Genomic DNA, 23,262 nt, shown 5'->3' with positions numbered 1-23,262 from the left:
CATGAACGTTTCCTCTCTCTTTTTGCGTTCGCGCAGCAGTGTGCTGGTCGCGCTGGCACTCACGCTGAGCGCCTGTGCCGTTGGCCCGGATTATCAGGCTCCAAAACCTGCCACGCCGCAGCGTTTCAACAGCATGCAGCCGGACGGCGGTTCTGCGCCGCTGGCGGCAGCCACTAATCCGAACTGGTGGAAGTCCTTTAACGATCCGCAGCTGGACAGCCTGATCGAGCGGGCGGTGAAGGGCAATCTTTCCCTGCAACAGGCGGTATTACGTATCGCTGGCGCGCGCCAGCAGCTGAATCAGGCGCGCGGCGCATGGGCACCTTCGGTCAGCAGCAACGCCCGCTTTAACCGGCAGCAGCTGGGGATAAAAGGTGAACTGGAATCCGAAGGGGTGTATGACCGGCTCGATCAGGCCAGTGGCGAAACCGATCTGCGCCCGGCGCTCGACAGCCTGACAAAACCGGTGGGGCTGTATCAGGGCAGCTTTGACGCCTCGTGGGAGCTGGATCTCTGGGGCAAGGTCCGCCGCCAGGTGGAGATGGCCGATGCGCAGCAGCAGCAGTCGGTGGAAAACCGTAACGATGCGCTGGTATCGCTGGAAGCGGAGGTGGCGCGGGCCTATCTGCAGCTGCGCGGGGCGCAGGCGATTACGCAAACCCTGCAAACGCAGATTGATGTGGCGCAGCAGACGCTGGAGCTGACGCAGAGCCAGCAGCGCAACGGGCTGGCACCGCAGACTAACGTTGAGAATGCCCGTGCCCAGGTGAATTCACTGCGCGCTCAGCTGCCGCAGTATCAGGCGCAGATCCACCAGGCGATGAACGGCCTGGCGGTATTAACTGGCCGAGTGCCCGGCGCACTGGATGCGGAGCTGATGACGGCTAAACCGCTGCCGGCGCTGCCGAAAGCCGTTCCGGTTGGCGTTCCCTCTGAACTGGCACGCCGCCGCCCGGACGTGCGCGCGGCGGAAGCCAGCCTGCATGCGGCGACGGCCAATATCGGCGTCTCCGTGGCACAGCTGTTCCCCAGCCTGTCGCTGACCGGCCAGTTTGGCATGCGCAACAGCGATGCCAGCTATCTCGATAACTGGAGCAGCCATTTTTACAGCTACGGCCCGTCGGTTACCCTTCCTATATTCCAGGGCGGCAGACTGGTGTCCAGCGTCAAGCTGGCGCGTGCTCAGCAGGCCAGCGCAGCACTCGGCTATCGCCAGACGGTACTGACTGCCTTACAGGATGTGGAAAATGCGCTGGTCAGCTATCGCAGCGACCAGCAGCAGGTAGAGGGGCTGGATGATACCGTAGCGGCGTTACAGAGTGCCTTTACGCTGGCCAGCGACAGCTATCGCCAGGGGATCTCGACCTTCATCGAAGCGCTGGATGCACAGCGTCAGCTGGCGCAGGCGCAGCAGCAGGCCGAACAGGCGCGGGTACAGAGCACGCTCGACCTCGTGGCGCTGTATAAAGCGCTGGGTGGCGGCTGGGAAGGCTGGCAAAACGTCAACATGCCAGAGTACTCGGTGTTTGGTCCGGCAGAGAATCCGCAGTAAGTCCCTTTCCTGATACAGCGCGGCCATCGCCAGATGGCTGCGCGGGTTTATCCCCTTCCTTCTGATGCAGAGTGAAAGCTCTTTAGCCCTGATCCGATGGCTCTCTCTCACAATATGAGATTAAGCTATCAATTAATTAACACCATGATTAATAATGTGTTATCAGCCATTCTGTTCATACTGGAACAGCCATTAATGATGCCTCCCTATCATTAGCGGACTTTAAATGAAATGAATATGCGTTATTTTATTTGAGATGAAATATTCTCAATTTAAATTAGCTGCATCTGGATCACGTTAATACAACATTGTTGGCGCGTTTATGTGATTACCATCACGCCTAAAATGAAATAATGGGATGCAAGCCTCAAAATTTAATTTTCATTGTTAATTAAAATGAAAAATATGGTCTAAATTGAGGTTCGGAGGCGGTGGACGGTTAACTAACATAATGATTCACCACTCGGTACCCAACTAACCAGGTCGATGAGAGGTCACTGTAGTCACCATGGCAAAAGAACAATATTTGACACCTAACCGGGCATCAGGGCCTAACAGCGATACCAAAACAGAACCTTTTGTTAAGGTCATTGCGTTGGTTGCCACCCTCGGCGGATTACTTTTCGGTTACGATACCGGCGTTATCTCGGGCGCTCTGCTGTTTATGGGCGACGAATTACACCTTACTCCCTTCACTACCGGGCTGGTCACCAGCTCACTGCTGTTTGGTGCCGCGTTTGGCGCGCTATTCTCCGGGCACTTCGCCGCGTCTGCCGGGCGTAAAAAGATCATTATCATTCTGGCGATGATTTTCGCTGTCGGCGCAATGGGCACCGCCCTGGCACCGAATGTGGAATGGATGATCTTCTTCCGACTGGTATTAGGCGTCGCCGTCGGTGGCGCCTCTGCCACCGTGCCGATCTATATTGCTGAAATCGCCCCGGCGAATAAGCGCGGGCAGCTGGTGACTATTCAGGAACTGATGATCGTTTCCGGTCAGATGCTGGCTTACATGTCCAACGCCGGGTTTAATGCGGCCTGGGGCGGGCATGAAACCTGGCGCTGGATGCTGGCCGTGGCGACTATTCCTGCCGTTCTGCTGTGGTTTGGCATGATGTTTATGCCGGATTCACCACGCTGGTACGCGATGAAAGGCCGCCTGGCGGAAGCGCGTAAGGTGCTCGAGCGCACCCGTGCCAAAGAGGATGTAGAGTGGGAGCTGGAAGAGATCACTGAAACGCTGGAAGAGGAAGATAAGCAACAGACGCGCTCCAGCGTACGCGAGCTGAGAAAGCCCTGGCTGTTTAAGCTGTTCCTGATCGGGATTGGCGTGGCGGTTATCCAGCAAACCTCCGGTGTGAACACCATTATGTACTATGCGCCGACGATGCTGAAAGCGGTCGGAATGAGTACTGATGCTGCGCTGTTTGCCACCATCGCTAACGGCGCGATCTCGGTGCTGATGACCTTTGTCGGCATCTGGCTGTTGGGTAAAATTGGCCGACGCACTATGGTCAAAATCGGTCAGTTCGGCTGTACCGCCTGCCTGTTCTTTATCGGTGCCGTCAGCTATTTTATGCCGGAAACCGTCAATGGCCAGGTTGATATGCTGCGCAGCTATATGGTGCTACTGGGCATGCTGATGTTCCTCAGCTTCCAGCAGGGCGCGTTATCCCCGGTTACCTGGCTGCTGCTGTCAGAAATCTTCCCGACCCGCCTGCGTGGCATATTTATGGGTGGAGCAGTATTTGCCATGTGGATTGCCAACTTCCTTATTTCTCTGGCCTTCCCGATGCTACTGGCCAGCGTGGGGCTGTCGGGTGCTTTCTTTATCTTCGGCCTGATTGGCATTGTTGGCGCAATATTCGTGATCAAATGCATCCCGGAAACTCGCAACCGCAGCCTGGAGCAGATCGAACATTATCTGCATGACTGGCTGAGTAACGAGGAAGAGGGCAAGGCATTAGCGGCATCGAAGCGTAAAGCAGAAAGTCATTAACCTTACTACGGGCCGGGGGCATCCCCGGCTTCATTGTGCCCATCAGCCATTCCTCCTGCCAGACTGCTGTATTCCCCGCCTGTTTTTTTTGGCATAATGCGCCCTGACTCACATACTCACATCGCAAATTAAAGGCTATCTCTGTGCTAGTTTCCAGCAACGTCACCATGCAGTTTGGCAGTAAGCCGCTGTTCGAAAACATCTCTGTCAAATTTGGCGGCGGCAACCGCTACGGTCTGATCGGTGCCAACGGCAGCGGCAAGTCCACCTTTATGAAAATTCTTGGTGGCGACCTGGTGCCTTCCGGCGGTAACGTCTCCCTCGATCCGAACGAGCGCCTGGGTAAACTGCGTCAGGATCAGTTCGCCTTTGAAAAGTACTCGGTACTCGATACGGTGATCATGGGCCACGGCGAGCTGTGGGCGGTGAAGGAAGAGCGTGATGCCATCTATGCGCTGCCGGAAATGAGCGAAGAAGACGGTTACAAAGTCGCTGATCTCGAAGAGAAGTATGGCGAGATGGACGGCTACACCGCTGAAGCCCGTGCCGGTGAACTGCTGCTGGGCGTGGGTATTCCGCTGGAGCAGCACTACGGCCCGATGAGCGAAGTCGCTCCCGGCTGGAAACTGCGTGTGCTGCTGGCACAGGCGCTGTTCTCCAACCCGGAAATTCTGCTGCTCGACGAACCGACGAACAACCTGGACATCGATACAATTCGCTGGCTGGAGCAGGTGCTGAACGAACGTAACAGCACCATGATCATTATTTCGCATGACCGTCACTTCCTGAACATGGTCTGTACGCACATGGCCGATCTCGACTACGGTGAACTGCGCGTTTATCCGGGCAACTACGATGAATACATGACGGCATCTACGCAGGCGCGTGAGCGTCTGCTATCGGATAACGCCAAGAAGAAAGCGCAGATCAACGAACTGCAGTCTTTCGTCAGCCGCTTCAGCGCCAACGCCTCCAAGTCCCGTCAGGCAACCTCACGCGCCAAGCAGATTGATAAAATCAAGCTTGATGAAGTCAAAGCCTCCAGCCGTCAGAACCCGTTTATCCGCTTCGAGCAGGATAAGAAGCTGTTCCGTAATGCGCTGACGCTGGAAGCCGTGACCAAAGGTTTTGACAACGGTCCGCTGTTTAAAAACGTCAATATGCTGCTGGAAGTAGGCGAAAAGCTGGCGATCCTGGGCCCGAACGGTATTGGTAAAACCACGCTGCTGAAAACCCTGATTGGCGAACTGCTGCCGGATAACGGCACGGTGAAATGGTCGGAAAATGCGCTGATTGGTTATTATGCGCAGGACCATGCCCATGATTTTGCCGATGACCTTAACGTGTTCGACTGGATGAGCCAGTGGAAGCAAGAAGGCGATGATGAGCAGGCCGTGCGCGGGATCCTCGGTCGTCTGCTGTTCAGCCAGGACGATATCAAAAAGCCTGCTAAGGTGCTGTCGGGTGGTGAGAAAGGCCGTATGCTGTTCGGCAAGCTGATGATGCAGAAACCTAACGTTCTGATCATGGATGAACCTACTAACCACCTTGATATGGAATCTATCGAAGCGCTGAATATGGCGCTGGAGATGTACGAAGGAACGTTGATCTTCGTTTCTCATGACCGCGAGTTCGTCAGCTCACTGGCGACCCGCGTGATAGAAATGACCCCAGGTAAAATCAACGACTTTACCGGTGACTACGAAGATTACCTGCGCAGTCAGGGTATCGTTTAATGTTCTGCGGGCTGACCTTCTGTTCCGGTCAGCCCCTGCAAGGCCCTGATGCCGACATCAGGGCCTTGTGACGAATGACTGATTCTCCTCCACCCGGTTTTTCCCCGCCTTTTTTGCTGCATAAAGTGCTTTATCTGCCTCGGCAATCAGTGCCTGACTGATGTTAGCGCTACGTTCGGCGTTGATCACATGCATTCCTGCGCTGATGGTCACGATACCCCCAGTGGTGGTGGCCTGCTCGTGTGGAATGGCGAGTGCGGCGATGGCATCTACCGCCTGATGGGCAAATCGCAGTGCGGCCTCATGGTTGGCCCCCGGCATAATGACCGCAAACTCTTCTCCGCCGTAGCGGGCAACCAGATCTACCGGGCGACGTGGAAGCTGCGTTAGCGTATCTCCAATAAGTTTGAGGCATTCATCTCCCGCAAGGTGCCCATAGGTGTCGTTAAATAGCTTAAATGAGTCAACATCAATCATCAGCAGCGCCAGCGGCGTATGCAGTTTTGCCGAACGTTCTGCGCTGCGTTGTAAATAGAGATCAAACTGTCTGCGATTCGCCAGCCCCGTCAGGCCATCTACCAGCGCCAGTGTTTGCAGCGTGCGGTTCATCGAGGTCAGCCGATCGCGTACCTGGGTCAGTTCATGCTGGTTTCTCAGATTAAGTGAAATATGGCGCAGCACCAGTAAACCGAGCAGGAAGATCACCAGCAGCAGGATGGTACAGAGTACGATGGAGATGCTGATATCAGAGAACCAGACCTCAAGCAGCTGCTGCTTGTCATAGCCGATGGCGACCACCAGCGGGTAGCGCTTCAGGCTGGCATAGCCGAATACCCGTTCGATGCCATCCAGCGCCGATGGGTAGATTGCCGTTCCGTCGGTGGCGTTTTTCAGCAGGTTGGTAAACAGCGGGCTGTTGGAAATATTGCGATTAATGGTGTTATCGGGGAAGGGACGCACATAAAGAAGAGTGCCGTCTTTCAGCATCAGCGCCAGCACATCGTGCTCGCCCAGATTGTAATAGCTGTAGATCTGCTTGAAATAATCGAGACGGATGGTGGCCAGCAGCACGCCGCGGAAGGAACCGTCATAGTTGTCGAGGCGCATGGATACCGGAATGATCAAATCACCGGTGGTGCGGCTGCGTATCACCTTGCCAATGTGAACCTGATTGCCGCTGTGTTGCTGATGATAGTGAAAATATTCACGGTCGCCGTTGTTGGCCCGCTTTGGCATATTGCCGTCAGAGGTCACCAGCCAGTTGCCTTCGGCATCGAAGATAAACAGCCCGTGCAGCTGGGGCAGGCTGGCTTTGCGGTTAGTTAACATTTCGCGCAGGTAATCGGTCTGCTCTTCGCGCAGGCCGATCAGGGAAATACGGTCATGCAGATCCTGCAAGGTCAGGTCAACCTGCAGGAAACTATCCTCCGCCTGTCGTGACAGTGACAGCGAGAGGTTACGCGCGTCCGTCTGCGAGGTTGAGATCATGCGGTTCCATGAGCTCCAGACAATCCAGCCGTTAATCGCAATGACCGCCGTCACAATCACCAGCAGAAAGATCACCATCATCTGGCGCAGGGACGACTTCTCGCTCGTCACTATCGCGCTGTGCTCATCAATCATCTGCTCTTTAATCCTTTATGCTTCCGGGCATCCGCTTAACTATAGTGCTGGCTGACCGTGCCGCACACTTCACAGTCAGGATCTTTGGCCAGCGTCATAGTTCGGAACTGTAACGTCATGGCATCGTACAGCAAAAGTTTACCGGCAACCGGGCTGCCGTAGTGGGTCAGCGCACGGATAGCCTCCATTGCCTGAAGTGAGCCGATAACGCCTACCAGCGGTGCCATCACTCCTGCTTCCACACAGCTCAGAGTGGCGGAACCAAACAGACGGCTGACGCAGCGATAGCAGGGCTCATCTTTGCCCCAGCTGAAGACGCTGATCTGACCTTCCATACGGATGGCGGCCCCGGAGACCAGGGGGATCCTGCGGGCATGACAAAGGCGGTTGAGCTGTTCACGCGTTTCGACGTTATCGCTGCAGTCCACCACCAGCTGATGGGCGGCGATCTGAGCGTCCATCTGCGGGTCGGTCAGGCGGGCGTTGATTGCATCAAGCGAGATCAGTGAATTGATCGCGCGGAGTCTGGCCTGCGCGGAGTCTACTTTAGCGCTGCCGACCTGCGCCTCGCCGTGCAGCACCTGACGTTGCAGATTCGACACCGACACATGATCGAAGTCGAGCAGCGTCAGATGGCCGACGCCAGCGGCGGCCAGATACTGACTGGCAGCGCATCCCAGCCCGCCCAGACCGACCATCAGCACGCGCGCCGCCTTCAGCTGCTCCTGACCGTCGAAGTCAAAGCCACGCAGCACGATCTGGCGGTTATAGCGCAGCATCTCCGCATCGTTCAGCTCGGGTAACATATCAGCCTTCCAGCAGTGCATTGAAGGGTTCGATTTCCACCCATTCTCCGGCATTGACGTTGCCGCGATCCTGCTCCAGCACAATGAAGCAGTTAGCCTGGTGGAACGAGCTGAAAATATGTGACCCCTGATGGCCGGTGCTGCTCACTTCCAGCTCCCCCGCGGCATTGCGCTGTACCACACCGCGCTGGAAATCGAGACGTCCGGGAGACTTCTTCAGCGCGGTGGTGCAGCGCGCGCGCTGGCGCGGCGGCAGAGCCGGAGCCAGCTGCCCGCTCAGTTTTGACAGCAGCGGCTGCACCAGCTGATAAAACGTGACCACCGCTGAAACTGGATTGCCGGGCAGACCACAGAACCAGCTGTGCGGCAGGCGGCCAAAGGCAAAGGGTTTGCCGGGCTTCATCGCCAGTTTCCAGAAGCCGACCTCGCCCAGCTCTTCCAGTATCGAGCGGGTATAATCGGCTTCACCCACCGAGACGCCGCCGCTGCTGATGACCACATCCGCACGGCTATCCGCCTCAATAAACGCAGCCCGCAGCGCAGCCGGGTCGTCGCGGATAATACCGAGGTCGATGGCCTCACAGCCCAGCTTGTTGAGCATCAGCTGCACCGCGAAACGGTTGGTATCGTAGATTTGTCCGGCGGCCAGCGGCTGGCCAACCGGCTGCAGTTCATCCCCCGTGGAGAACAGGGCGACGCGCAGCTTGCGCAGCACGCTGACCTGGGCCACACCCAGCGAAGCCAGTAATGGCAGCTCTGCCGCCCCCAGTTTGATTCCGCCTGACAGTACGCGCGTGCCCTGGCGGATATCTTCACCCACCCGGCGGATATTCTGCCCGTCGCTGACGGCGGCGGTGACGCGAATAGCATTGCCAATCTGCTCAGTCTGCTCCTGCATCACCACGGCTTCACACCCCGCAGGCACCGGCGCGCCGGTCATAATGCGGATACAGGTTCCGGCAGGCCATTCACCGCTATAAGGGCTACCTGCAAACGCTTTACCCGCCACCGGCAGCGGGGCACCCGAAGTAAGATCGGCCAGGCGCAGGGCATAGCCGTCCATCGCGGAGTTGTCGAACGGTGGAACATCGACAGGGGAGATCACGTCACCGGCGGTCACACGACCCGCAGCATCGGCCAGCGAGAGAGTTTCCTGCTGCTGAACGGGCGTAATACGGGCCAGCAGGGTGTTGAGCGCGTCATCAAGCGAGATCAATCCCGCAGTAAAAGCTTCCATCGGTTTATTTCTCCACCATACGGGCAAAATCTGAAGGGCTTATTATGGCGCGAATCCCGTGCAGGGTCACGTTTGCCTGCAATGACGGCCCGTCACCTTACGATAAGCTCTATCTTAGAATCATTCGTTATTATCAGGGTGCGAACTTTCCGCTTTACATCGCAATATTGCCTGCCTATAGTCAAAAACTGCTATTTTCCGATAAATACATTCTAACTCAGTGTTTTTCATGCTGATTTGGCACACAGGGTAAAATGAATTATGGCCATAGCGACGATTGCAATTCACGGGGGGGCCGGGGCTATCGCGCGTGCCAGCATGGATGCCGACAAAGAGCTGCTCTACCGCCAGGCGCTGCTGCAAATTGTGGCCAGCGCTCAGGCGCTGCTGGCCGCCGGCGGCAGTGCGCTGGATGCGGTCACTGAGGCGGTACGCCAGCTGGAAGAGTGCCCGCTGTTCAACGCCGGCAAAGGTGCCGTTCTGACCCATGCGGGAACGCACGAGCTGGATGCCAGCGTGATGGATGGCCGCACGCGGGAAGCGGGCGCGGTGGCGTGTGTGGGCCGCGTGCGTAATCCGGTGCTGGCCGCACGAGCGGTGCTGGAGACCAGCCCGCACGTGCTGTTTACTGGCCGCGGTGCGGAATCGTTTGCGGAGCAGCAGGGGCTGGAAATGGTTGAAAACAGCTTTTTTTCTACCCCGGAACGCCGCGCGCAGCTGGAACAGGCGATAGCCACGCAGCAAACCCTGCTGGACCACGATGGCACTCTTCCTCCTGACCGCAAGTTTGGTACGGTAGGCGCCGTTGCGCTTGACCAGGCCGGTAATCTGGCGGCCGCCACCTCAACCGGCGGGATGACCAACAAGCAGGCCGGGCGCGTGGGTGATACGCCATTGCCCGGTGCAGGCTGCTACGCCAGCCACCTTGTTGCCGTCTCCTGTACCGGAACCGGTGAAGTGTTTATGCGCACGCTGGCTGCTTACGATATCGCGGCGCAGATGGAGTACGGCGGGCTGTCGTTACAGCAGGCCAGCGATAACGTTATCCATGAAAAAATTCCTGCGCTGGGCGGCAGCGGCGGCTTAATCGCCATTGACGCGTCCGGCCAGCTGGTGCTGCCGTTTAACAGCGAAGGCATGTATCGCGGCTATGCGGTGGCAGACGAACTGCCGGTAGTGGCGATCTACCGGGAGGAGTCCTGATGAGTGCCTTTTCCCATCAGGAGGAGGTCGTACTGTCCGTACGTAACCTCAGCGTCAGCTTCCGGCAAGAAGGCCAGCCTATTCAGGCGGTAAATAATCTGTCGCTGGAGGTGCGCCGGGGTGAAACGCTGGCGATTGTCGGCGAGTCCGGCTCCGGTAAATCCGTCACCTCGCTGGCGCTGATGCGCCTGGTGGAGCAGGGCGGTGGCAGTATCGACAGTGGAGAAATCTGGCTGACGCGCCGCAACCAGCAGCAGATTAATCTGGTTACCCAGTCGCCGTCACAGCTGCGCAGCATTCGCGGCGCGGATATGGCGATGATTTTCCAGGAGCCGATGACATCGCTTAACCCGGTGTTTCCGGTCGGCGAACAGATTGCTGAGTCTATCCGCCTGCATCAGGGGAAGAGCCATGCGCAGGCGCTGAGCGAGGCGCGGCGCATGCTGGATCTGGTGCGCATTCCCGAAGCGAAAAACGTGCTGTCGCGTTACCCGCACCAGCTTTCCGGCGGCATGCGCCAGCGCGTGATGATTGCCATGGCGCTCTCCTGCCGCCCGGCGCTGCTGATTGCCGACGAACCTACCACCGCGCTGGATGTCACGATCCAGGCACAGATCCTGCAGTTAATCCGTGTGCTGCAAAAAGAGATGCAGATGGGGGTGATTTTCATCACTCACGATATGGGGGTGGTAGCGGAAATGGCCGACCGCGTGCAGGTGATGTACCGGGGCGACGTGGTGGAAACCGGGCCGGTGCAGGCGATTTTCAGCGCACCGCAACAGCCCTATACTCGTGCGCTGCTGGCCGCCGTGCCGAAGCTGGGAGCGATGGCCGGGCGTGATTTCCCGGCAAAGTTCCCGCTGATACGCGACGGCGAACAGGCGGAAGAACAGCCGCAGGACACCGTGGATCCGCAGGCGGCACCGATTTTACAGGTGCGGGATTTAGTCACGCGTTTTGATATTCGCAGCGGCCTGCTTAACCGGGTTCATCGCCGCGTCCACGCCGTGGAGAAAGTCAGCTTTGATCTCCGCCCTGGCGAAACCCTGGCGCTGGTCGGCGAATCCGGCTGTGGCAAATCAACCACCGGGCGCTCGCTGCTGCGGCTGGTGGAAAGCCAGGGCGGCAGTATTACTTTTAACGGCAAGCGGATTGATCGCCTCGCCGGTCGCGAGCTGTCGCATCTGCGCCGGGATATTCAGTTTATCTTCCAGGATCCTTATGCCTCGCTCGATCCGCGCCTGACGGTGGGTTTTTCGATCATGGAGCCGCTGCTGGTTCACGGTATCGCGCGCGGTCGTGAAGCGGAGCAGCGCGTGGCGATGCTGCTGGAGCGCGTCGGGCTGCTGCCTGAACATGCTCAGCGATACCCCCATGAATTCTCCGGCGGTCAGCGGCAGCGTATCTGTATTGCCCGTGCCCTGGCGCTGAATCCAAAAGTAGTGATCGCCGATGAGGCGGTATCTGCGCTTGATGTGTCGATTCAGGCGCAGATCGTCAATCTGATGCTCGATTTGCAGCGTGAGTTTGGCATTGCTTTTCTGTTTATTTCCCACGATATGGCGGTGGTGGAGCGTATCAGCCATCGCGTGGCGGTGATGTATCTCGGGCAGATTGTGGAGATTGGGCCGCGTCAGGCGGTCTTCGAGCATCCTCAGCATCCCTACACCCGTAAGCTGATGGCAGCGGTTCCGGTGGCCGACCCGGCGCACCGTCCGCGTGAACGAGCACTGTTAGTTGATGAAATACCCAGCCCGATCCGCGCCCTGGGCGATGAACCGGACGTGGCACCACTGGTCGAGGTCAGCGCCGGACATTTTGTGGCACGTCATGCCATTGCCCGCGCCTGAGTTCTGCATAACGACAATAAGGGAAGATGATGAATCAATACACGCGTAAGTTGCTGTTAACCGCCGGCCTGCTTGGCAGCGCCGTTGCACTGCCTGCCTGGGCGGCGAAAGACGTCACCATTGCGGTCGCCTCAAATTTCACCACGCTGGACCCGTACGATGCTAACGACACGCTGTCGCAGGCGGTCGCCAAGTCGTTTTATCAGGGGCTGTTTGGCTTTGACAAAGAGATGAAGCTGGAAAATGTGCTGGCAGACAGCTATCAGGCCAGCCCGGACGGACTGAGTTACACCATCAAGCTGAAGAGCGGTGTGACCTTCCAGGACGGCACGCCGTTTAATGCCGAAGCGGTTAAAGTTAACCTCGACCGCGCCAGCAACCCGGATAATCACCTCAAACGCTACAACCTGTTTAAAACTATCGCCAGTACCGAGGTTGTGGACGCCACCACGGTGAAAATCACCCTGAAGCAGCCGTTCTCCGCCTTTATCAACACCCTGGCCAGCCCGGCAGCCGCGATGATCTCCCCGGCAGCGCTGAAGAAATACGGTAAAGATATCGGTTTTCATCCGGTCGGGACGGGGCCTTATGAGTTCGTCACCTGGAACCAGACCGACTTTGTGAAAGTGAAGAAGTTTGCCGGATACTGGAAAGCAGGCTATCCGAAGCTGGACAGTATCACCTGGCGTCCGGTAGTGGATAACAATACCCGTTCCGCGATGCTGCAAACCGGTGAAGCAAATTTTGCTTTCCCGATCCCATTCGAGCAGGCCAAACTGCTGGAGAAAAACAGCAAGCTCGACCTGGTGACCTCGCCGTCGATCATGCAGCGTTATATCAGCTTCAACGTCACGCAGAAGCCGTTTGATAACCCGAAAGTGCGCGAAGCGATTAACTACGCGATCAACCGTCAGGCGCTGGCAAAAGTGGCCTTTGCCGGTTATGCCACCCCGGCAACCGGCATTGTGCCACCGTCCATTCAGTATTCACAAAGCTACCCGGCACCGGAGTACAACCCGGCTAAAGCACGTGAACTGCTGAAGGAAGCGGGCTATCCGAACGGCTTTACCACTCAACTGTGGTCTTCTCACAACCACAGTACCGCACAGAAGGTGTTGCAGTTTACCCAGCAGCAGCTGGCACAGGTTGGCATCAAGGTTGAACTGACCGCGATGGATGCCGGCCAGCGTGCGGCGCAGGTTGAAGATAAAGGTCAGAAAGAGAGCGGTGTGCGTATGTTCTACACCGGCTGGTCTGCCTCTACCGGGGAAGCCAACTGGGCGCTGACGCCGCTGTTTGCTACCCAGTCCTGGCCGCCGACTATCTTTAACACTGCCTTCTACAGCAACCCGCAGGTCGATAAAGACCTGGCCGATGCCCTGAATACTACCGACGGCGAGAAAAAAGCCGCGCTGTACAAAGATGCGCAGGATCGCATCTGGAAAGATCAGCCCTGGGCCCCGCTGGTGGTGGAAAAACTGGTTTCAGCCAATACCAAAAATCTGACCGGTTTCTATGTGATGCCGGATACCTCGTTCAGCTTCGATGATGCTGACCTGAAGTAACCGATTAACGCGCCCCCGTGAGGGGGCGCAGGGTACATGATGCTTAACTATTTTCTTAAACGCTTGCTGGGACTGATCCCCACCCTGCTGATTGTGGCGGTAGTGGTGTTCCTGTTTGTGCATCTGCTGCCGGGCGATCCGGCGCGCCTGATTGCCGGGCGCGAAGCGGATGCTGAAGTGGTGGCGATGGTGCGCCAGCAGCTGGGCCTGGACCTGCCGCTGCCGCAGCAGTTCTGGCACTATATTTCGCACGCAGTGCGCGGCGATTTTGGTATCTCGATGGTGTCGAAACGCCCGGTTTCTGAAGAGATTGCCCAGCGTTTCCTGCCGACCCTGTGGCTGACGCTGAGCAGCATGGTGTGGTCGGTGATTTTTGGTATGGCGATTGGCATTGTCTCTGCCGTATGGCGTAACCGCTGGCCTGACCGACTGGGGATGACGCTGGCGGTGTCGGGGATTTCGTTCCCCGCCTTTGCACTCGGTATTCTGCTGATGCAGGTGTTTTCCGTGGAGCTGGGCTGGCTGCCGACCGTGGGGGCCGATAGCTGGCAGCACTATATTCTGCCGTCAATTACACTCGGTGCCGCGGTGGCTGCCGTGATGGCGCGCTTTACCCGTGCTTCGTTCGTCGAGGTGATGCAGGAAGACTACATGCGGACCGCGCGCGCCAAAGGAGTGCGTGAATCGGTGGTGGTGGTTAAACATGGCCTGCGCAATGCGATGATCCCGGTGGTCACCATGATGGGGTTACAGTTTGGTTTCCTGCTGGGGGGATCGATCGTGGTTGAAGTGGTCTTCAACTGGCCGGGACTGGGCCGACTGCTGGTTGACTCCGTGGAGATGCGCGATTATCCGGTGATACAGGCCGAGGTACTGTTGTTTTCACTGGAGTTTATTTTAATTAATCTGATGGTCGATATGCTGTATGCCGCAATCAACCCCGCCATCCGCTATAAGTAAGGATGTACCATGATTAACTGGCGACGTAACGCCGTGCTCTCTACGCTGCCGGGTATCAATCCCCGCCGCGTACGCACCCCGTGGCGGGAATTCTGGCGGCGCTTTCGCCAGCAGCATGTGGCAATGATTGCGGCCGTCTTTGTGCTGTTGCTGATTTTGCTGGCACTGTTTGCACCGCTGCTGGCCCCTTTTGATGCCGAAAATTATTTTGACTACGATCGGCTGAATGAAGGTCCGTCGCTGCTTCACTGGTTTGGCGTGGACGCGCTGGGACGCGATATCTTTAGCCGTGTTCTGCTGGGTAGCCGTCTTTCGCTGGTCGCCGGGTTCTTCTCTGTGGCGGTCGGTGCAGCTATCGGCACGCTGCTGGGGCTGCTGGCGGGCTACTATGAAGGCTGGTGGGATCGCATTATTATGCGCATCTGCGATGTGCTGTTTGCCTTCCCCGGTATTTTACTCGCCATCGCCGTGGTGGCGGTGCTGGGTAACGGCATGTCGAATGTGATTCTGGCGGTGGCGATATTCAGTATTCCGGCTTTTGCCCGCCTGGTGCGTGGGAATACGCTGGTGCTGAAGCATCTGACCTATATTGAGTCCGCCCGCAGCATTGGCGCGTCTGATTTTACCATTATTTTGCGCCATATCCTGCCGGGGACACTGTCGTCGATCGTGGTCTATTTCACCATGCGTATCGGCACGTCGATTATCTCTGCCGCCAGCCTGTCGTTTCTCGGCCTGGGCGCGCAGCCACCAACGCCTGAATGGGGCGCAATGCTGAATGAAGCGCAGGCCGATATGGTGCTGGCTCCGCACGTGGCGATTTTCCCCAGCCTGGCGATCTTCCTCACCGTGCTGGCGTTTAACCTGCTGGGGGATGGCCTGCGGGATGCGCTGGATCCGAAGCTGAAAACCTAGCGGTAACCGCAGCCAGATCAAATATTTCGCGAATTGCCTGGTGAACGCTCAGACGCGCTCTATGCTTGAATAACCTTGACTGAGTAAGGAATCTGGCAATGCATAGTGCGCGTCTTCCTCTGGTCGCCGGGCTGGCAACGTTGTGTTTTGTGCTGGCTGGCTGTTCGTCAAAAATCGCAGATACCACGCAATACTCCGGCTTTTTAACCGATTATTCAAAACTAAAACCTTCCGAATCGCCCAGCGGGCATCAGACACTGCGCTGGACTTCACCCGACTATAAGCTTTCTGATTATCGCGGTATTTATTACACCCCGGTGGTTTATTATCCGGCGGCGAAACCGAATAATCGCGTCAGTCAGGCCACGCTTGATCAGATTCGTTCGTATCTGGATACGCAGTTTAAAAGCGCAGTTGCACAGCGTAAGCCGCTGGTCAGTCAGCCTGTCCCAGGCACGCTGATTATGAAGACCGCTATCACGGCGGTGAAGGCTGAAAATCAGGATATGAAATTCTACGAAGTCGTGCCGGTTGCGGCGGTGGTCGCCAGCACCATGGCAGCGTCCGGGCACCGCACGCAGAACAGCGTGCTGTTCCTTGAAGCCCAGCTTCTGGATGCCAAAACCGGCAGGCCGGTGATGGAAGTCGTGCGTAAAGCCTATGGGAAAACCGTGCCGAACAGTAATGCGCCGATCGATCTGACTGAGCTGAAAAGCGGGATTGATGAGATGGTGCGCGATGTGGTGGCGATACCAGCGGAGTAGGGCAGGGTTAATAACCGCCTGAGTGGATAAGGGGGAACGAACGGTATTCAATTCCCCTTGAAATCCATCCGGGTGAACGCGTGACTTTTAGCTTTTCTACGATTGACGAAATATATCTGGATACCTGACGATCTCCTGACAACTCATTCAGTTGAAGGAAGAACCATGAATGCATCAGATCTTTTGAAAATGAAGTTTCAAAGCGACAGACAGATGCGCTTTATTCGGAAGCAGGGCTTAAAAATGTCATCCGTTCTGCACGGGGGGTTGCATCCAATGTTTACTCTGGGGTGGAGCGTGCCTCGTGGTACACGTCATGCCTGACCGGACGTTATGCAGATATCTGCAATGAACTGGTGACTGAAGAGAAGAGGATGGTACTTTCTGTAAAATCGATTTACAGATATCGTGATGTTATACAATTGATGATTATGATTTATATACAACTTATTTTAGATGATGCTGAATCTGGAAATGAAAAAATAAGATTCAAAATATTGTAACAAAAGTTACCGGGGTTTTAGCCAACAGAGAGGTTGGAAAGGCTACCCGAGTGGCATTGTCCTTTACACTTTCAAAGGCATTGGCTGAGTCACAATTATTTTCAAATGTTGTTGTCGGGAGTGTTTCAAAAGGAATGCCATATGTTATAGCTTTTTTTCAATTTTATGGAATTGAACAAAAAGCAGCGATGGCTGCAAGAAAACTCAAAGCTCTTGATCCTGGTTATTATTGCTCTCTATATGAGCTTGAGATTGAGATGTTATATTATTTTATCGATCCTGTTATGAGTAATTTTATTGAGGAGGTAAAGTTAAAAGGTGGTAAGTATATTGGTAAATCCGATCTGTTAGATATAGTAAGGAGGATGAGTGTTTAAGAGTTTAATTTCACTGATTTTATCAGATCTCCTTTTTCCTTTATCTTTGATTGGTGTGGCGGTCTTATGTGAGAGTGTTTTTTCAAAACACTGGTTCGGTTACACTGTCATTGGTTGGTTTTTTCTAATATTTATTTTCACTCGTATTTCAGCACCATTTGATAAATTGAAATAAAGAGGTAATGAAAAACAAGATCATCATGATGAAATAATCTTAACGGGTCTTATGGATAGTATTCACTAAGAAGAAGTTTAACAGGAACGCGAGTGCATGCCCCTTTCATGGCGCAAAAATTACGAGTGCGCCCCGCTGGAAACCTGACTTTACCTGATAATGAAAAAAGTGGTCACCGTACGTTAAGGGGGCGACCTTTTCTCAGGTCGCCCCTGTGTCGACTAGCGGATCATATTTTCTAACTTGCTCACCGTATTTGACAGTTCAGTAACCAGAGGCTGTAGCTTTTGCTGGATAGCATTGTACTTATCCAGCGCCTTCTGATCGGTAAACTGAACGGTGTTACCCACAATCTTGACTTTATTTCCCTGCTGTTTCAGCAGATCGACCTGGCTTACCACCAGTGACAGTGTTTCCGGCACCAGCCTGGCGATCTGCTGGGCAATATCATCGGGCTGGGCAACCAGTTTGTTATAAACCTGGTCATAAACAGCTTTCAGGTCATCCGGTTGTTTAAGCGCGCTGCGTTTGCTGTCCGTCTCTGCGCGCAGTTTAGCCAGTGCCGGTTTCCACGCCTCGCTGTCAGCGGCCATCTTGCTCATTTCATCACGCTTTGCCATCAGGCTACTGACGGAACCCACATTATTCAGACTGGCAAAAACCGGCATCAGGGAGGCGCTGAACACGTCGTTCATCCCTTTGTGATAATCGGTCAGCACTGCGTAATCATTCACGTAGGGGCCAAATGCTTTTTTCTCGTCCTCGGTCAGCTGCGGCACGGCCAGCTGAGATTTAGCCAGTACGCGGGTTTGCAGGAACTCGATAAACGCTTTGCGCTGCTCGGGTTCTTTATCGCCGCAGCCGCTCAGCGTCAGCAGCAGTGCCAGCATCATCAGGGGTAACAGCAGGTAACGGGCGAAACCCGTCTGTGGTAATCGTGAAGTCATCAGACATATCCCTTGTAGTATTGAAAAAATGGTATTCAACGTAAAAGCCTGAGAAATATAGCGCAGTGCGTCAGATAATTCGGCAATTATTGGAATTTTAGCTAAATTTATTTAACCAATTATTACACGGAGCAATAAAAATGAGACGTGGTCTGACGGCATTAGCGATACTCCCGGCGTTATTACTCAGCCCTGCTGTGCTGGCAGAGAAAGTCCAGACGGAGGTGCTGCAGGACGGGCTCGATCATCCGTGGTCACTGGCCTTTTTGCCGGACAGCCAGGGGCTGTTGATCACCGAACGTTCAGGTCAGCTGCGTCGCTGGCAGGCGGAGCAGGGGCTGTCGTCACCCATTAGCGGTGTACCTGCGGTCTGGGCCCAGCGTCAGGGAGGGTTACTGGATGTGGTGCTGGCCCCCGACTTCGCCAGCAGTCGTCGTGTCTGGCTCAGTTACACCGTCGCAGGACAGGACGGCCGCGCCGGAGCCGCCGTGGGCTATGGCCGCCTGAGCGAGGACTACCGTCAGCTAACGGATTTTCGTGAAGTGCTGCGCCAGCAGGGCGTTTCCGGTGGGGCCAATCTGGGAACCCGTATGGCATTTGACCGCAGCGGTCATCTGTTCATCGCCTTTGGCGACAATTTTCAGGCAGAGAAAGCCCAGGACTTAACGGCGCTTCAGGGAAAAATTGTCCGGCTGAATGCGGATGGTTCTGTCCCGCACGATAATCCGCTGGCCGGTAAAGCCGGAGCGCGGGCAGAGATCTGGAGCTGGGGGATGCGCAACCCGCAGGGGCTGGCGCTGAATCCGGCCAGCGGTGAGATGTGGGAAAGTGAGCATGGCCCGCGCGGCGGTGATGAAGTTAACATTCTGCACAAAGGCAGAAATTACGGCTGGCCGCTGGCGACCTGGGGCATTGATTACAGTGGTGAAAAAGTGCCCGGTTCGAAAGGAAGTCACGCTGAGGGTACTGAACAACCGGCCTGGTACTGGAAGATCTCTCCGGCAGTCAGCGGCATGGCCTTCTATCAGGGGGAACACTTCCCGCAGTGGAAAAACTCCCTGTTCATCGGGGCCCTGAAGGAAAAGAGCCTGATCCGCCTGAGTCTGGACGGGGACAGGATAGAGGAACAGGAGCGGCTGCTGACCGACCGCGCAGAGCGCATTCGTGATGTGCGCAGCGGACCGGACGGCTGGCTGTATCTGCTGACCGATGAGGCCAACGGTAAGCTACTGAAGGTCGGGCTGAAGCCCTGAGCTGGCAGGGGCTGCTCCTGAGCGGGAGCAGCCTGAGTGCTTAACGCTGCCAGTGGCAGATTTCCCATCCGCGCTGCTGCGCCAGCTCGCTCAGCGGCGCTGCCGGATTAATCACAAAGGCATTATCAGCGTGTTCAAGCATCGCCTGGTCGTTGATGGAGTCGCTGTAAGCCCAGATACTTTCGAAACGCCGGGCAGGATCCTGCGACAGCCAGTCGTGCAGGCGGCTGACTTTACCTTCTTTATAGGTCATGGTGCCGTAGGTCTGGCCGCTGTAGCGGTCATCAATGATTTCTACGCCGATGGCCAGCGCTCCGGAAGCCCCAAGCTGTTCAGCTATCGGCGTGACCAGATGTTCGCCGCTGGCGGAGATCACCAGCACCGTATCCCCGCGTTGCAGATGCCAGTCCATACGCTGGCGGGCATCCGGGTAGACGCGTGGCAAAATATCGCGGTGAATAAAGCGGCGGATCCAGCCAGAGACGGTGGTGGTAGCCATGTCAGTGAGCGGTGACAGAGTGGTATGCATGTAGGCTTCCATCGACAGTGAGCCGCGATAGTATTGCTCCATCAGCGCCCGCTCTTCCTCTATCAGCTCTTCGGGGGCGAACCCCTGAGAAACCAGCCACTTCAGCCACAGGCCGGTGCTGTCTTCGCATATCAGCGTTTCATCAAGATCAAACAGCGCTAAATCCATCGTTACACCTCCTCTGGCAGATTTTTCTCAGATTAGCCGATTTTTGTGACGAGCTTAACTGTTGCTTATAAATTCGGATTTTACCCGACTTTGCACCTGCGCCAGATGTCGATAAATTGTGCAGAAGTACAGGAAAAATCTGTCAGATTGAATAAACTCTAAGAATCTTTACGGTTAGCTTGTTCTATTTCAGGATGTAACACCTTACTGTAGGCAGTTAATCGCCTGGTTTTAATTTTTATAATTGTCTTTCAAATGGATAACTGGTTACGACATGAAGAATATGCCCCTGTCATCCCGTGTTTGCGCACTGGCTACCACCTCCACGCTGCTGCTGCTGACACTCTCTTCTGCCAGAGCCGAGCAGGCCCCCGCCGCCCCGCAGATTGAGGCTAAAGCCTGGGTCCTGATGGACTATAACAGCGGGAAAGTGCTGGCAGAGTCGAACGCCGACCAGCGCCTTGATCCGGCGAGTCTGACCAAAATGATGGCCAGCTATGTGACCGGCCAGGCGCTGAAGGCGGGCAAGATCAGCAAAGATGACATGGTCACCGTCGGGAAGGACGCCTGGGCGACCGGCAACCCGATTCTCCAGGGGTCGTCGCTGATGTTTCTTAAACCAGGCGATCGCATCCCGGTTTCTGAACTGAACAAGGGCATCGTTATCCAGTCCGGTAACGATGCCAGCATTGCACTTGCCGACCATGTGGCGGGCAGCCAGGATTCCTTTGTTGGCCTGATGAACAACTATGTGAAGGCGCTTGGGCTGCAAAATACCCATTTCAAAACCGTACACGGGCTGGACTCCTCCGGTCAGTACAGCACTGCGCGCGACATGGCGCTGATTGGTCAGGCGCTGATTCGCGATGTGCCGGAAGAGTACGCGCTGCACAAAGAGAAAGAGTTCACCTTTAATAAAATTCGTCAGTACAACCGTAACCGGCTGCTGTGGAGTACCAATCTGCAGGTGGATGGTATTAAGACCGGGCACACTTCCGGGGCGGGTAATAACCTCGTGGCCTCGGCGGTCGATGGCAATCAGCGCCTGATTTCAGTGGTGTTGGGGGCGGCGACCGATGCCATTCGTTTTCGTGAAAGTGAAAAACTGCTGATCTGGGGTTTCCGTTTCTATGAAACCGTTACGCCTGTAAAGGCGGGTAAGGCCTTTTCCACCCAGCGCGTCTGGTTTGGCGATCGGAAAGAGGTCAACCTTGGCGTCGCGAAGGATGCTGCAGTGACCATACCTAAAGGTCAGTTAAAAAATCTCAAGGCCAGCTTTACGCTTTCGCAGCCGCAGCTGACGGCACCGCTGGCTAAAAACCAGGTGGTTGGGACAATTGATTTTCAACTGGATGGGAAATCTGTCGAGCAGCGCCCGCTGGTGGTGTTAGAAGAGGTGAAAGAGGCGGGCTTCTTCGGGCGCATCTGGGATTACATTATGATGAAAATGGACAGCTGGTTCGGGAAGTGGTTCGCGTAAATCGTCACTCTGCGGGTCAGGCTTGCCTGACCCGCAGAACATCAAATCAGATCGTAAGCCACGGCAGAAATTGCCACCAGCCCAACCAGCACCACAAACACATTGCTCAATTTACCGCTGTACTTGCGCATCGCCGGAACTTTATTGATCGCGTACATCGGCATCAGGAACAGCAGCACGGCAATGATGGGGCCTCCCAGGCTCTCAATCAGGCCGAGGATGCTTGGGTCGAGCGTTGCCACAATCCAGGTGGTGACCAGCATAAACAGCGCCGTAAAGCGGTTCAGCTTGTGTTCGGCAATGGTTTTGCCACGGCTGCGTAGCATCTTGTTCACCGTACCGTTAAAGCCTTCACGTGCGCCAAGATAGTGGCCCAGGAAGGATTTAGTGATCGCCACCATTGCAATGACCGGTGCCATCCATGCCATCAGCGGGGTGTCGAAGTGATTCGCCAGGTAAGAGAGAATCGAGATATTCTGAGACTTCGCTTCTGCCAGATTTTCCGGCGTCAGGCTCAGCACACAGCTGAAGACAAAGAACATCACCGTCAGCACCATCATCACATGGCTGCGCGCCAGAATACGTGAGCATTTTGGTTCTGCCTGGTCGCCGTACTCTTCACGTTTAGCCACGGCAAAAGCGGAGATAATCGGTGAGTGGTTAAACGAAAAAACCATCACCGGGATCGCCAGCCACAGCGTCATCATCAGACCTTTTCCACTCCCGCTCAGGCTGACATTGTCAAAAATCGCGCTGCTCCAGTGAGGGATCAGATACAGCGCCAGCGCCATCAGCACCAGGACAAACGGATAGACCAGCACACTCATGGTTTTGACGATGATTTCTTTACCAAAACGCACAATCGTCATCAGACCAACGATCAGGATAAGTGCCAGCAGTGCCCGTGGCGGCGCCTGCATATGCAGCTGGTGCGTCATAAAGCTTTCGACGGTATTGGTAATAGCGACGCTGTAAACCAGCAGGATAGGGTAGATGGCAAAAAAGTAGAGCAGGGTAATCAGTTTACCGGCTCCGACGCCAAAGTGTTCTTCGACCACCTCGGTAATATCTTCGCCAGGTTTGCGCCCGGAGAGAACGAACCGGCACAGCCCACGGTGAGCAAAAAAGGTCATTGGGAACGCCAGCACGGCCATAATAATCAGTGGGATCAGGCCGCCGATGCCGGCATTGATAGGCAGAAACAGCACGCCAGCTCCGATAGCCGTGCCATACAGTCCGAGCATCCACATCGTGTCAGTTTTACGCCACGCGCTGGCATCCTGTGTTGCTTCGGGGCTCAACACCGCCGTTTGGGATGTGTCCATGATTTCTCCAGGTTTGAAATGTTAAAAACAATTAACTAAATCGTATTCCATCCGCGATATCAGAATTAATCCCTGATTACGGTTTTAATTAATTACTCTGATTTTATGGCGCACACTCTACCACCAGAAAAAATAGATGAAAGCACTGTCTTTAGGGTTACCGGTGATCGTAATCACACTTTCACCACCTTTTTTAGTGTGAACGTCTGCAATGCGAATTTTAGCCGGGGTTATTGACCAGGAATTAGCTGTTTAAACAGATGTTTTCACTGAGTTTTATGTTTTTATAGCGGTG

General features: G+C 55.4%; 18 protein-coding genes. 12 read left to right on the top strand and 6 right to left on the bottom strand.

Features of this window, described 5'->3' with window-relative positions:
* The first annotated feature begins 1 nt into the window (after nt 1).
* From ABEH87_RS07380 to ABEH87_RS07370, 3 genes are all read left to right on the top strand, one after another.
* Entirely contained in the window at nt 2-1,552 is a 1,551-nt protein-coding gene (locus tag ABEH87_RS07380; protein ID WP_346575305.1) for an efflux transporter outer membrane subunit, read from the top strand.
* A 508-nt stretch (nt 1,553-2,060) separates the two neighbouring features.
* Nucleotides 2,061-3,551, top strand: coding sequence for a sugar porter family MFS transporter (locus tag ABEH87_RS07375; protein WP_346575303.1), 1,491 nt, complete (start codon nt 2,061-2,063; stop codon nt 3,549-3,551).
* Between the two features lie 143 nt (nt 3,552-3,694).
* The gene (locus ABEH87_RS07370) at nt 3,695-5,287 is read left to right on the top strand and encodes an ABC-F family ATPase (protein WP_346575301.1); all 1,593 of its coding nucleotides are present in this window, start codon (nt 3,695-3,697) and stop codon (nt 5,285-5,287) included.
* Nucleotides 5,288-5,344: 57 nt separating this feature from the next.
* Here ABEH87_RS07370 and ABEH87_RS07365 read toward each other — a convergent pair whose 3' ends face one another.
* The 3 genes from ABEH87_RS07365 to moeA are packed head-to-tail and all read right to left on the bottom strand — an operon-like array spanning nt 5,345 to nt 8,953.
* A complete protein-coding gene (locus ABEH87_RS07365; RefSeq protein WP_346575299.1) occupies nt 5,345-6,910 on the bottom strand; it encodes a sensor domain-containing diguanylate cyclase in 1,566 nt (521 codons plus the stop codon).
* Between the two features lie 35 nt (nt 6,911-6,945).
* Nucleotides 6,946-7,716, bottom strand: coding sequence for a molybdopterin-synthase adenylyltransferase MoeB (moeB, locus tag ABEH87_RS07360; protein WP_346575297.1), 771 nt, complete (start codon nt 7,714-7,716; stop codon nt 6,946-6,948).
* A 1-nt stretch (nt 7,717) separates the two neighbouring features.
* A complete protein-coding gene (gene moeA / locus ABEH87_RS07355) occupies nt 7,718-8,953 on the bottom strand; it encodes a molybdopterin molybdotransferase MoeA (protein WP_346575295.1) in 1,236 nt (411 codons plus the stop codon).
* A gap of 261 nt (nt 8,954-9,214) precedes the next feature.
* Here moeA and ABEH87_RS07350 point away from each other — a divergent pair, with 261 nt between their 5' ends.
* The 7 genes from ABEH87_RS07350 (at nt 9,215) to ABEH87_RS07320 (ending at nt 17,090) form a co-directional block, all read left to right on the top strand.
* Entirely contained in the window at nt 9,215-10,156 is a 942-nt protein-coding gene (locus ABEH87_RS07350) for an isoaspartyl peptidase/L-asparaginase (RefSeq protein WP_346575293.1), read from the top strand.
* A complete protein-coding gene (gsiA, locus tag ABEH87_RS07345; protein WP_346575291.1) occupies nt 10,156-12,006 on the top strand; it encodes a glutathione ABC transporter ATP-binding protein GsiA in 1,851 nt (616 codons plus the stop codon). Before ABEH87_RS07350 ends, gsiA begins: the two co-directional genes overlap by 1 nt.
* 26 nt (nt 12,007-12,032) lie before the next feature.
* Nucleotides 12,033-13,571, top strand: coding sequence for a glutathione ABC transporter substrate-binding protein GsiB (gsiB, locus tag ABEH87_RS07340; protein WP_346575290.1), 1,539 nt, complete (start codon nt 12,033-12,035; stop codon nt 13,569-13,571).
* A 39-nt stretch (nt 13,572-13,610) separates the two neighbouring features.
* Nucleotides 13,611-14,531 carry a glutathione ABC transporter permease GsiC gene (gene gsiC / locus ABEH87_RS07335; protein WP_346576178.1) on the top strand — a complete coding sequence of 307 codons (921 nt, stop codon included), beginning with the start codon at nt 13,611-13,613 and terminating at the stop codon, nt 14,529-14,531.
* 9 nt (nt 14,532-14,540) lie between these two features.
* The gene (gene gsiD, locus ABEH87_RS07330; protein ID WP_346575289.1) at nt 14,541-15,446 is read left to right on the top strand and encodes a glutathione ABC transporter permease GsiD; all 906 of its coding nucleotides are present in this window, start codon (nt 14,541-14,543) and stop codon (nt 15,444-15,446) included.
* 98 nt (nt 15,447-15,544) lie between these two features.
* Complete coding sequence (locus tag ABEH87_RS07325) at nt 15,545-16,210, top strand: DUF3313 domain-containing protein (RefSeq protein WP_346575288.1); 666 nt, start codon at nt 15,545-15,547, stop codon at nt 16,208-16,210.
* A gap of 553 nt (nt 16,211-16,763) precedes the next feature.
* Entirely contained in the window at nt 16,764-17,090 is a 327-nt protein-coding gene (locus tag ABEH87_RS07320) for a hypothetical protein (protein WP_346575286.1), read from the top strand.
* A gap of 396 nt (nt 17,091-17,486) precedes the next feature.
* Here the strand turns inward: ABEH87_RS07320 and ABEH87_RS07315 are convergent, their stop codons facing one another.
* Complete coding sequence (locus ABEH87_RS07315; RefSeq protein WP_346575285.1) at nt 17,487-18,212, bottom strand: DUF3053 domain-containing protein; 726 nt, start codon at nt 18,210-18,212, stop codon at nt 17,487-17,489.
* A 140-nt stretch (nt 18,213-18,352) separates the two neighbouring features.
* Between ABEH87_RS07315 and ABEH87_RS07310 the strand changes: the two genes are divergently transcribed.
* Nucleotides 18,353-19,465, top strand: coding sequence for a PQQ-dependent sugar dehydrogenase (locus ABEH87_RS07310; RefSeq protein WP_346575283.1), 1,113 nt, complete (start codon nt 18,353-18,355; stop codon nt 19,463-19,465).
* A gap of 40 nt (nt 19,466-19,505) precedes the next feature.
* Here ABEH87_RS07310 and ABEH87_RS07305 read toward each other — a convergent pair whose 3' ends face one another.
* Complete coding sequence (locus ABEH87_RS07305) at nt 19,506-20,162, bottom strand: HAD family hydrolase (RefSeq protein WP_346575281.1); 657 nt, start codon at nt 20,160-20,162, stop codon at nt 19,506-19,508.
* A gap of 274 nt (nt 20,163-20,436) precedes the next feature.
* Here ABEH87_RS07305 and ABEH87_RS07300 point away from each other — a divergent pair, with 274 nt between their 5' ends.
* A complete protein-coding gene (locus ABEH87_RS07300) occupies nt 20,437-21,642 on the top strand; it encodes a serine hydrolase (RefSeq protein WP_346575279.1) in 1,206 nt (401 codons plus the stop codon).
* A 41-nt stretch (nt 21,643-21,683) separates the two neighbouring features.
* Here ABEH87_RS07300 and ABEH87_RS07295 read toward each other — a convergent pair whose 3' ends face one another.
* Nucleotides 21,684-22,967 carry an HAAAP family serine/threonine permease gene (locus ABEH87_RS07295; protein ID WP_346575277.1) on the bottom strand — a complete coding sequence of 428 codons (1,284 nt, stop codon included), beginning with the start codon at nt 22,965-22,967 and terminating at the stop codon, nt 21,684-21,686.
* Between the last annotated feature and the right edge of the window lie 295 nt (nt 22,968-23,262).

The organism is Erwinia sp. Eh17-17 (assembly GCF_039675725.1).
Lineage (GTDB): Bacteria > Pseudomonadota > Gammaproteobacteria > Enterobacterales > Enterobacteriaceae > Erwinia.
The sequence above is the reverse complement of the archived record's forward strand: the minus strand, read 5'-3'. Positions and strand labels throughout refer to the sequence as shown.

Excerpts from the sequence above, each read along its gene's own strand:
- ABEH87_RS07380 (WP_346575305.1), top strand. The coding sequence starts at position 2 with ATGAACGTTTCCTCTCTCTTTTTGCGTTCGCGCAGCAGTGTGCTGGTC.
- ABEH87_RS07375 (WP_346575303.1), top strand. The coding sequence starts at position 2,061 with ATGGCAAAAGAACAATATTTGACACCTAACCGGGCATCAGGGCCTAAC.
- ABEH87_RS07365 (WP_346575299.1), bottom strand. The coding sequence starts at position 6,910 with ATGATTGATGAGCACAGCGCGATAGTGACGAGCGAGAAGTCGTCCCTG.
- moeB (WP_346575297.1), bottom strand. The coding sequence starts at position 7,716 with ATGTTACCCGAGCTGAACGATGCGGAGATGCTGCGCTATAACCGCCAG.
- moeA (WP_346575295.1), bottom strand. The coding sequence starts at position 8,953 with ATGGAAGCTTTTACTGCGGGATTGATCTCGCTTGATGACGCGCTCAAC.
- ABEH87_RS07350 (WP_346575293.1), top strand. The coding sequence starts at position 9,215 with ATGGCCATAGCGACGATTGCAATTCACGGGGGGGCCGGGGCTATCGCG.
- gsiA (WP_346575291.1), top strand. The coding sequence starts at position 10,156 with ATGAGTGCCTTTTCCCATCAGGAGGAGGTCGTACTGTCCGTACGTAAC.
- gsiB (WP_346575290.1), top strand. The coding sequence starts at position 12,033 with ATGATGAATCAATACACGCGTAAGTTGCTGTTAACCGCCGGCCTGCTT.
- gsiC (WP_346576178.1), top strand. The coding sequence starts at position 13,611 with ATGCTTAACTATTTTCTTAAACGCTTGCTGGGACTGATCCCCACCCTG.
- gsiD (WP_346575289.1), top strand. The coding sequence starts at position 14,541 with ATGATTAACTGGCGACGTAACGCCGTGCTCTCTACGCTGCCGGGTATC.
- ABEH87_RS07325 (WP_346575288.1), top strand. The coding sequence starts at position 15,545 with ATGCATAGTGCGCGTCTTCCTCTGGTCGCCGGGCTGGCAACGTTGTGT.
- ABEH87_RS07315 (WP_346575285.1), bottom strand. The coding sequence starts at position 18,212 with ATGACTTCACGATTACCACAGACGGGTTTCGCCCGTTACCTGCTGTTA.
- ABEH87_RS07310 (WP_346575283.1), top strand. The coding sequence starts at position 18,353 with ATGAGACGTGGTCTGACGGCATTAGCGATACTCCCGGCGTTATTACTC.
- ABEH87_RS07305 (WP_346575281.1), bottom strand. The coding sequence starts at position 20,162 with ATGGATTTAGCGCTGTTTGATCTTGATGAAACGCTGATATGCGAAGAC.
- ABEH87_RS07300 (WP_346575279.1), top strand. The coding sequence starts at position 20,437 with ATGAAGAATATGCCCCTGTCATCCCGTGTTTGCGCACTGGCTACCACC.
- ABEH87_RS07295 (WP_346575277.1), bottom strand. The coding sequence starts at position 22,967 with ATGGACACATCCCAAACGGCGGTGTTGAGCCCCGAAGCAACACAGGAT.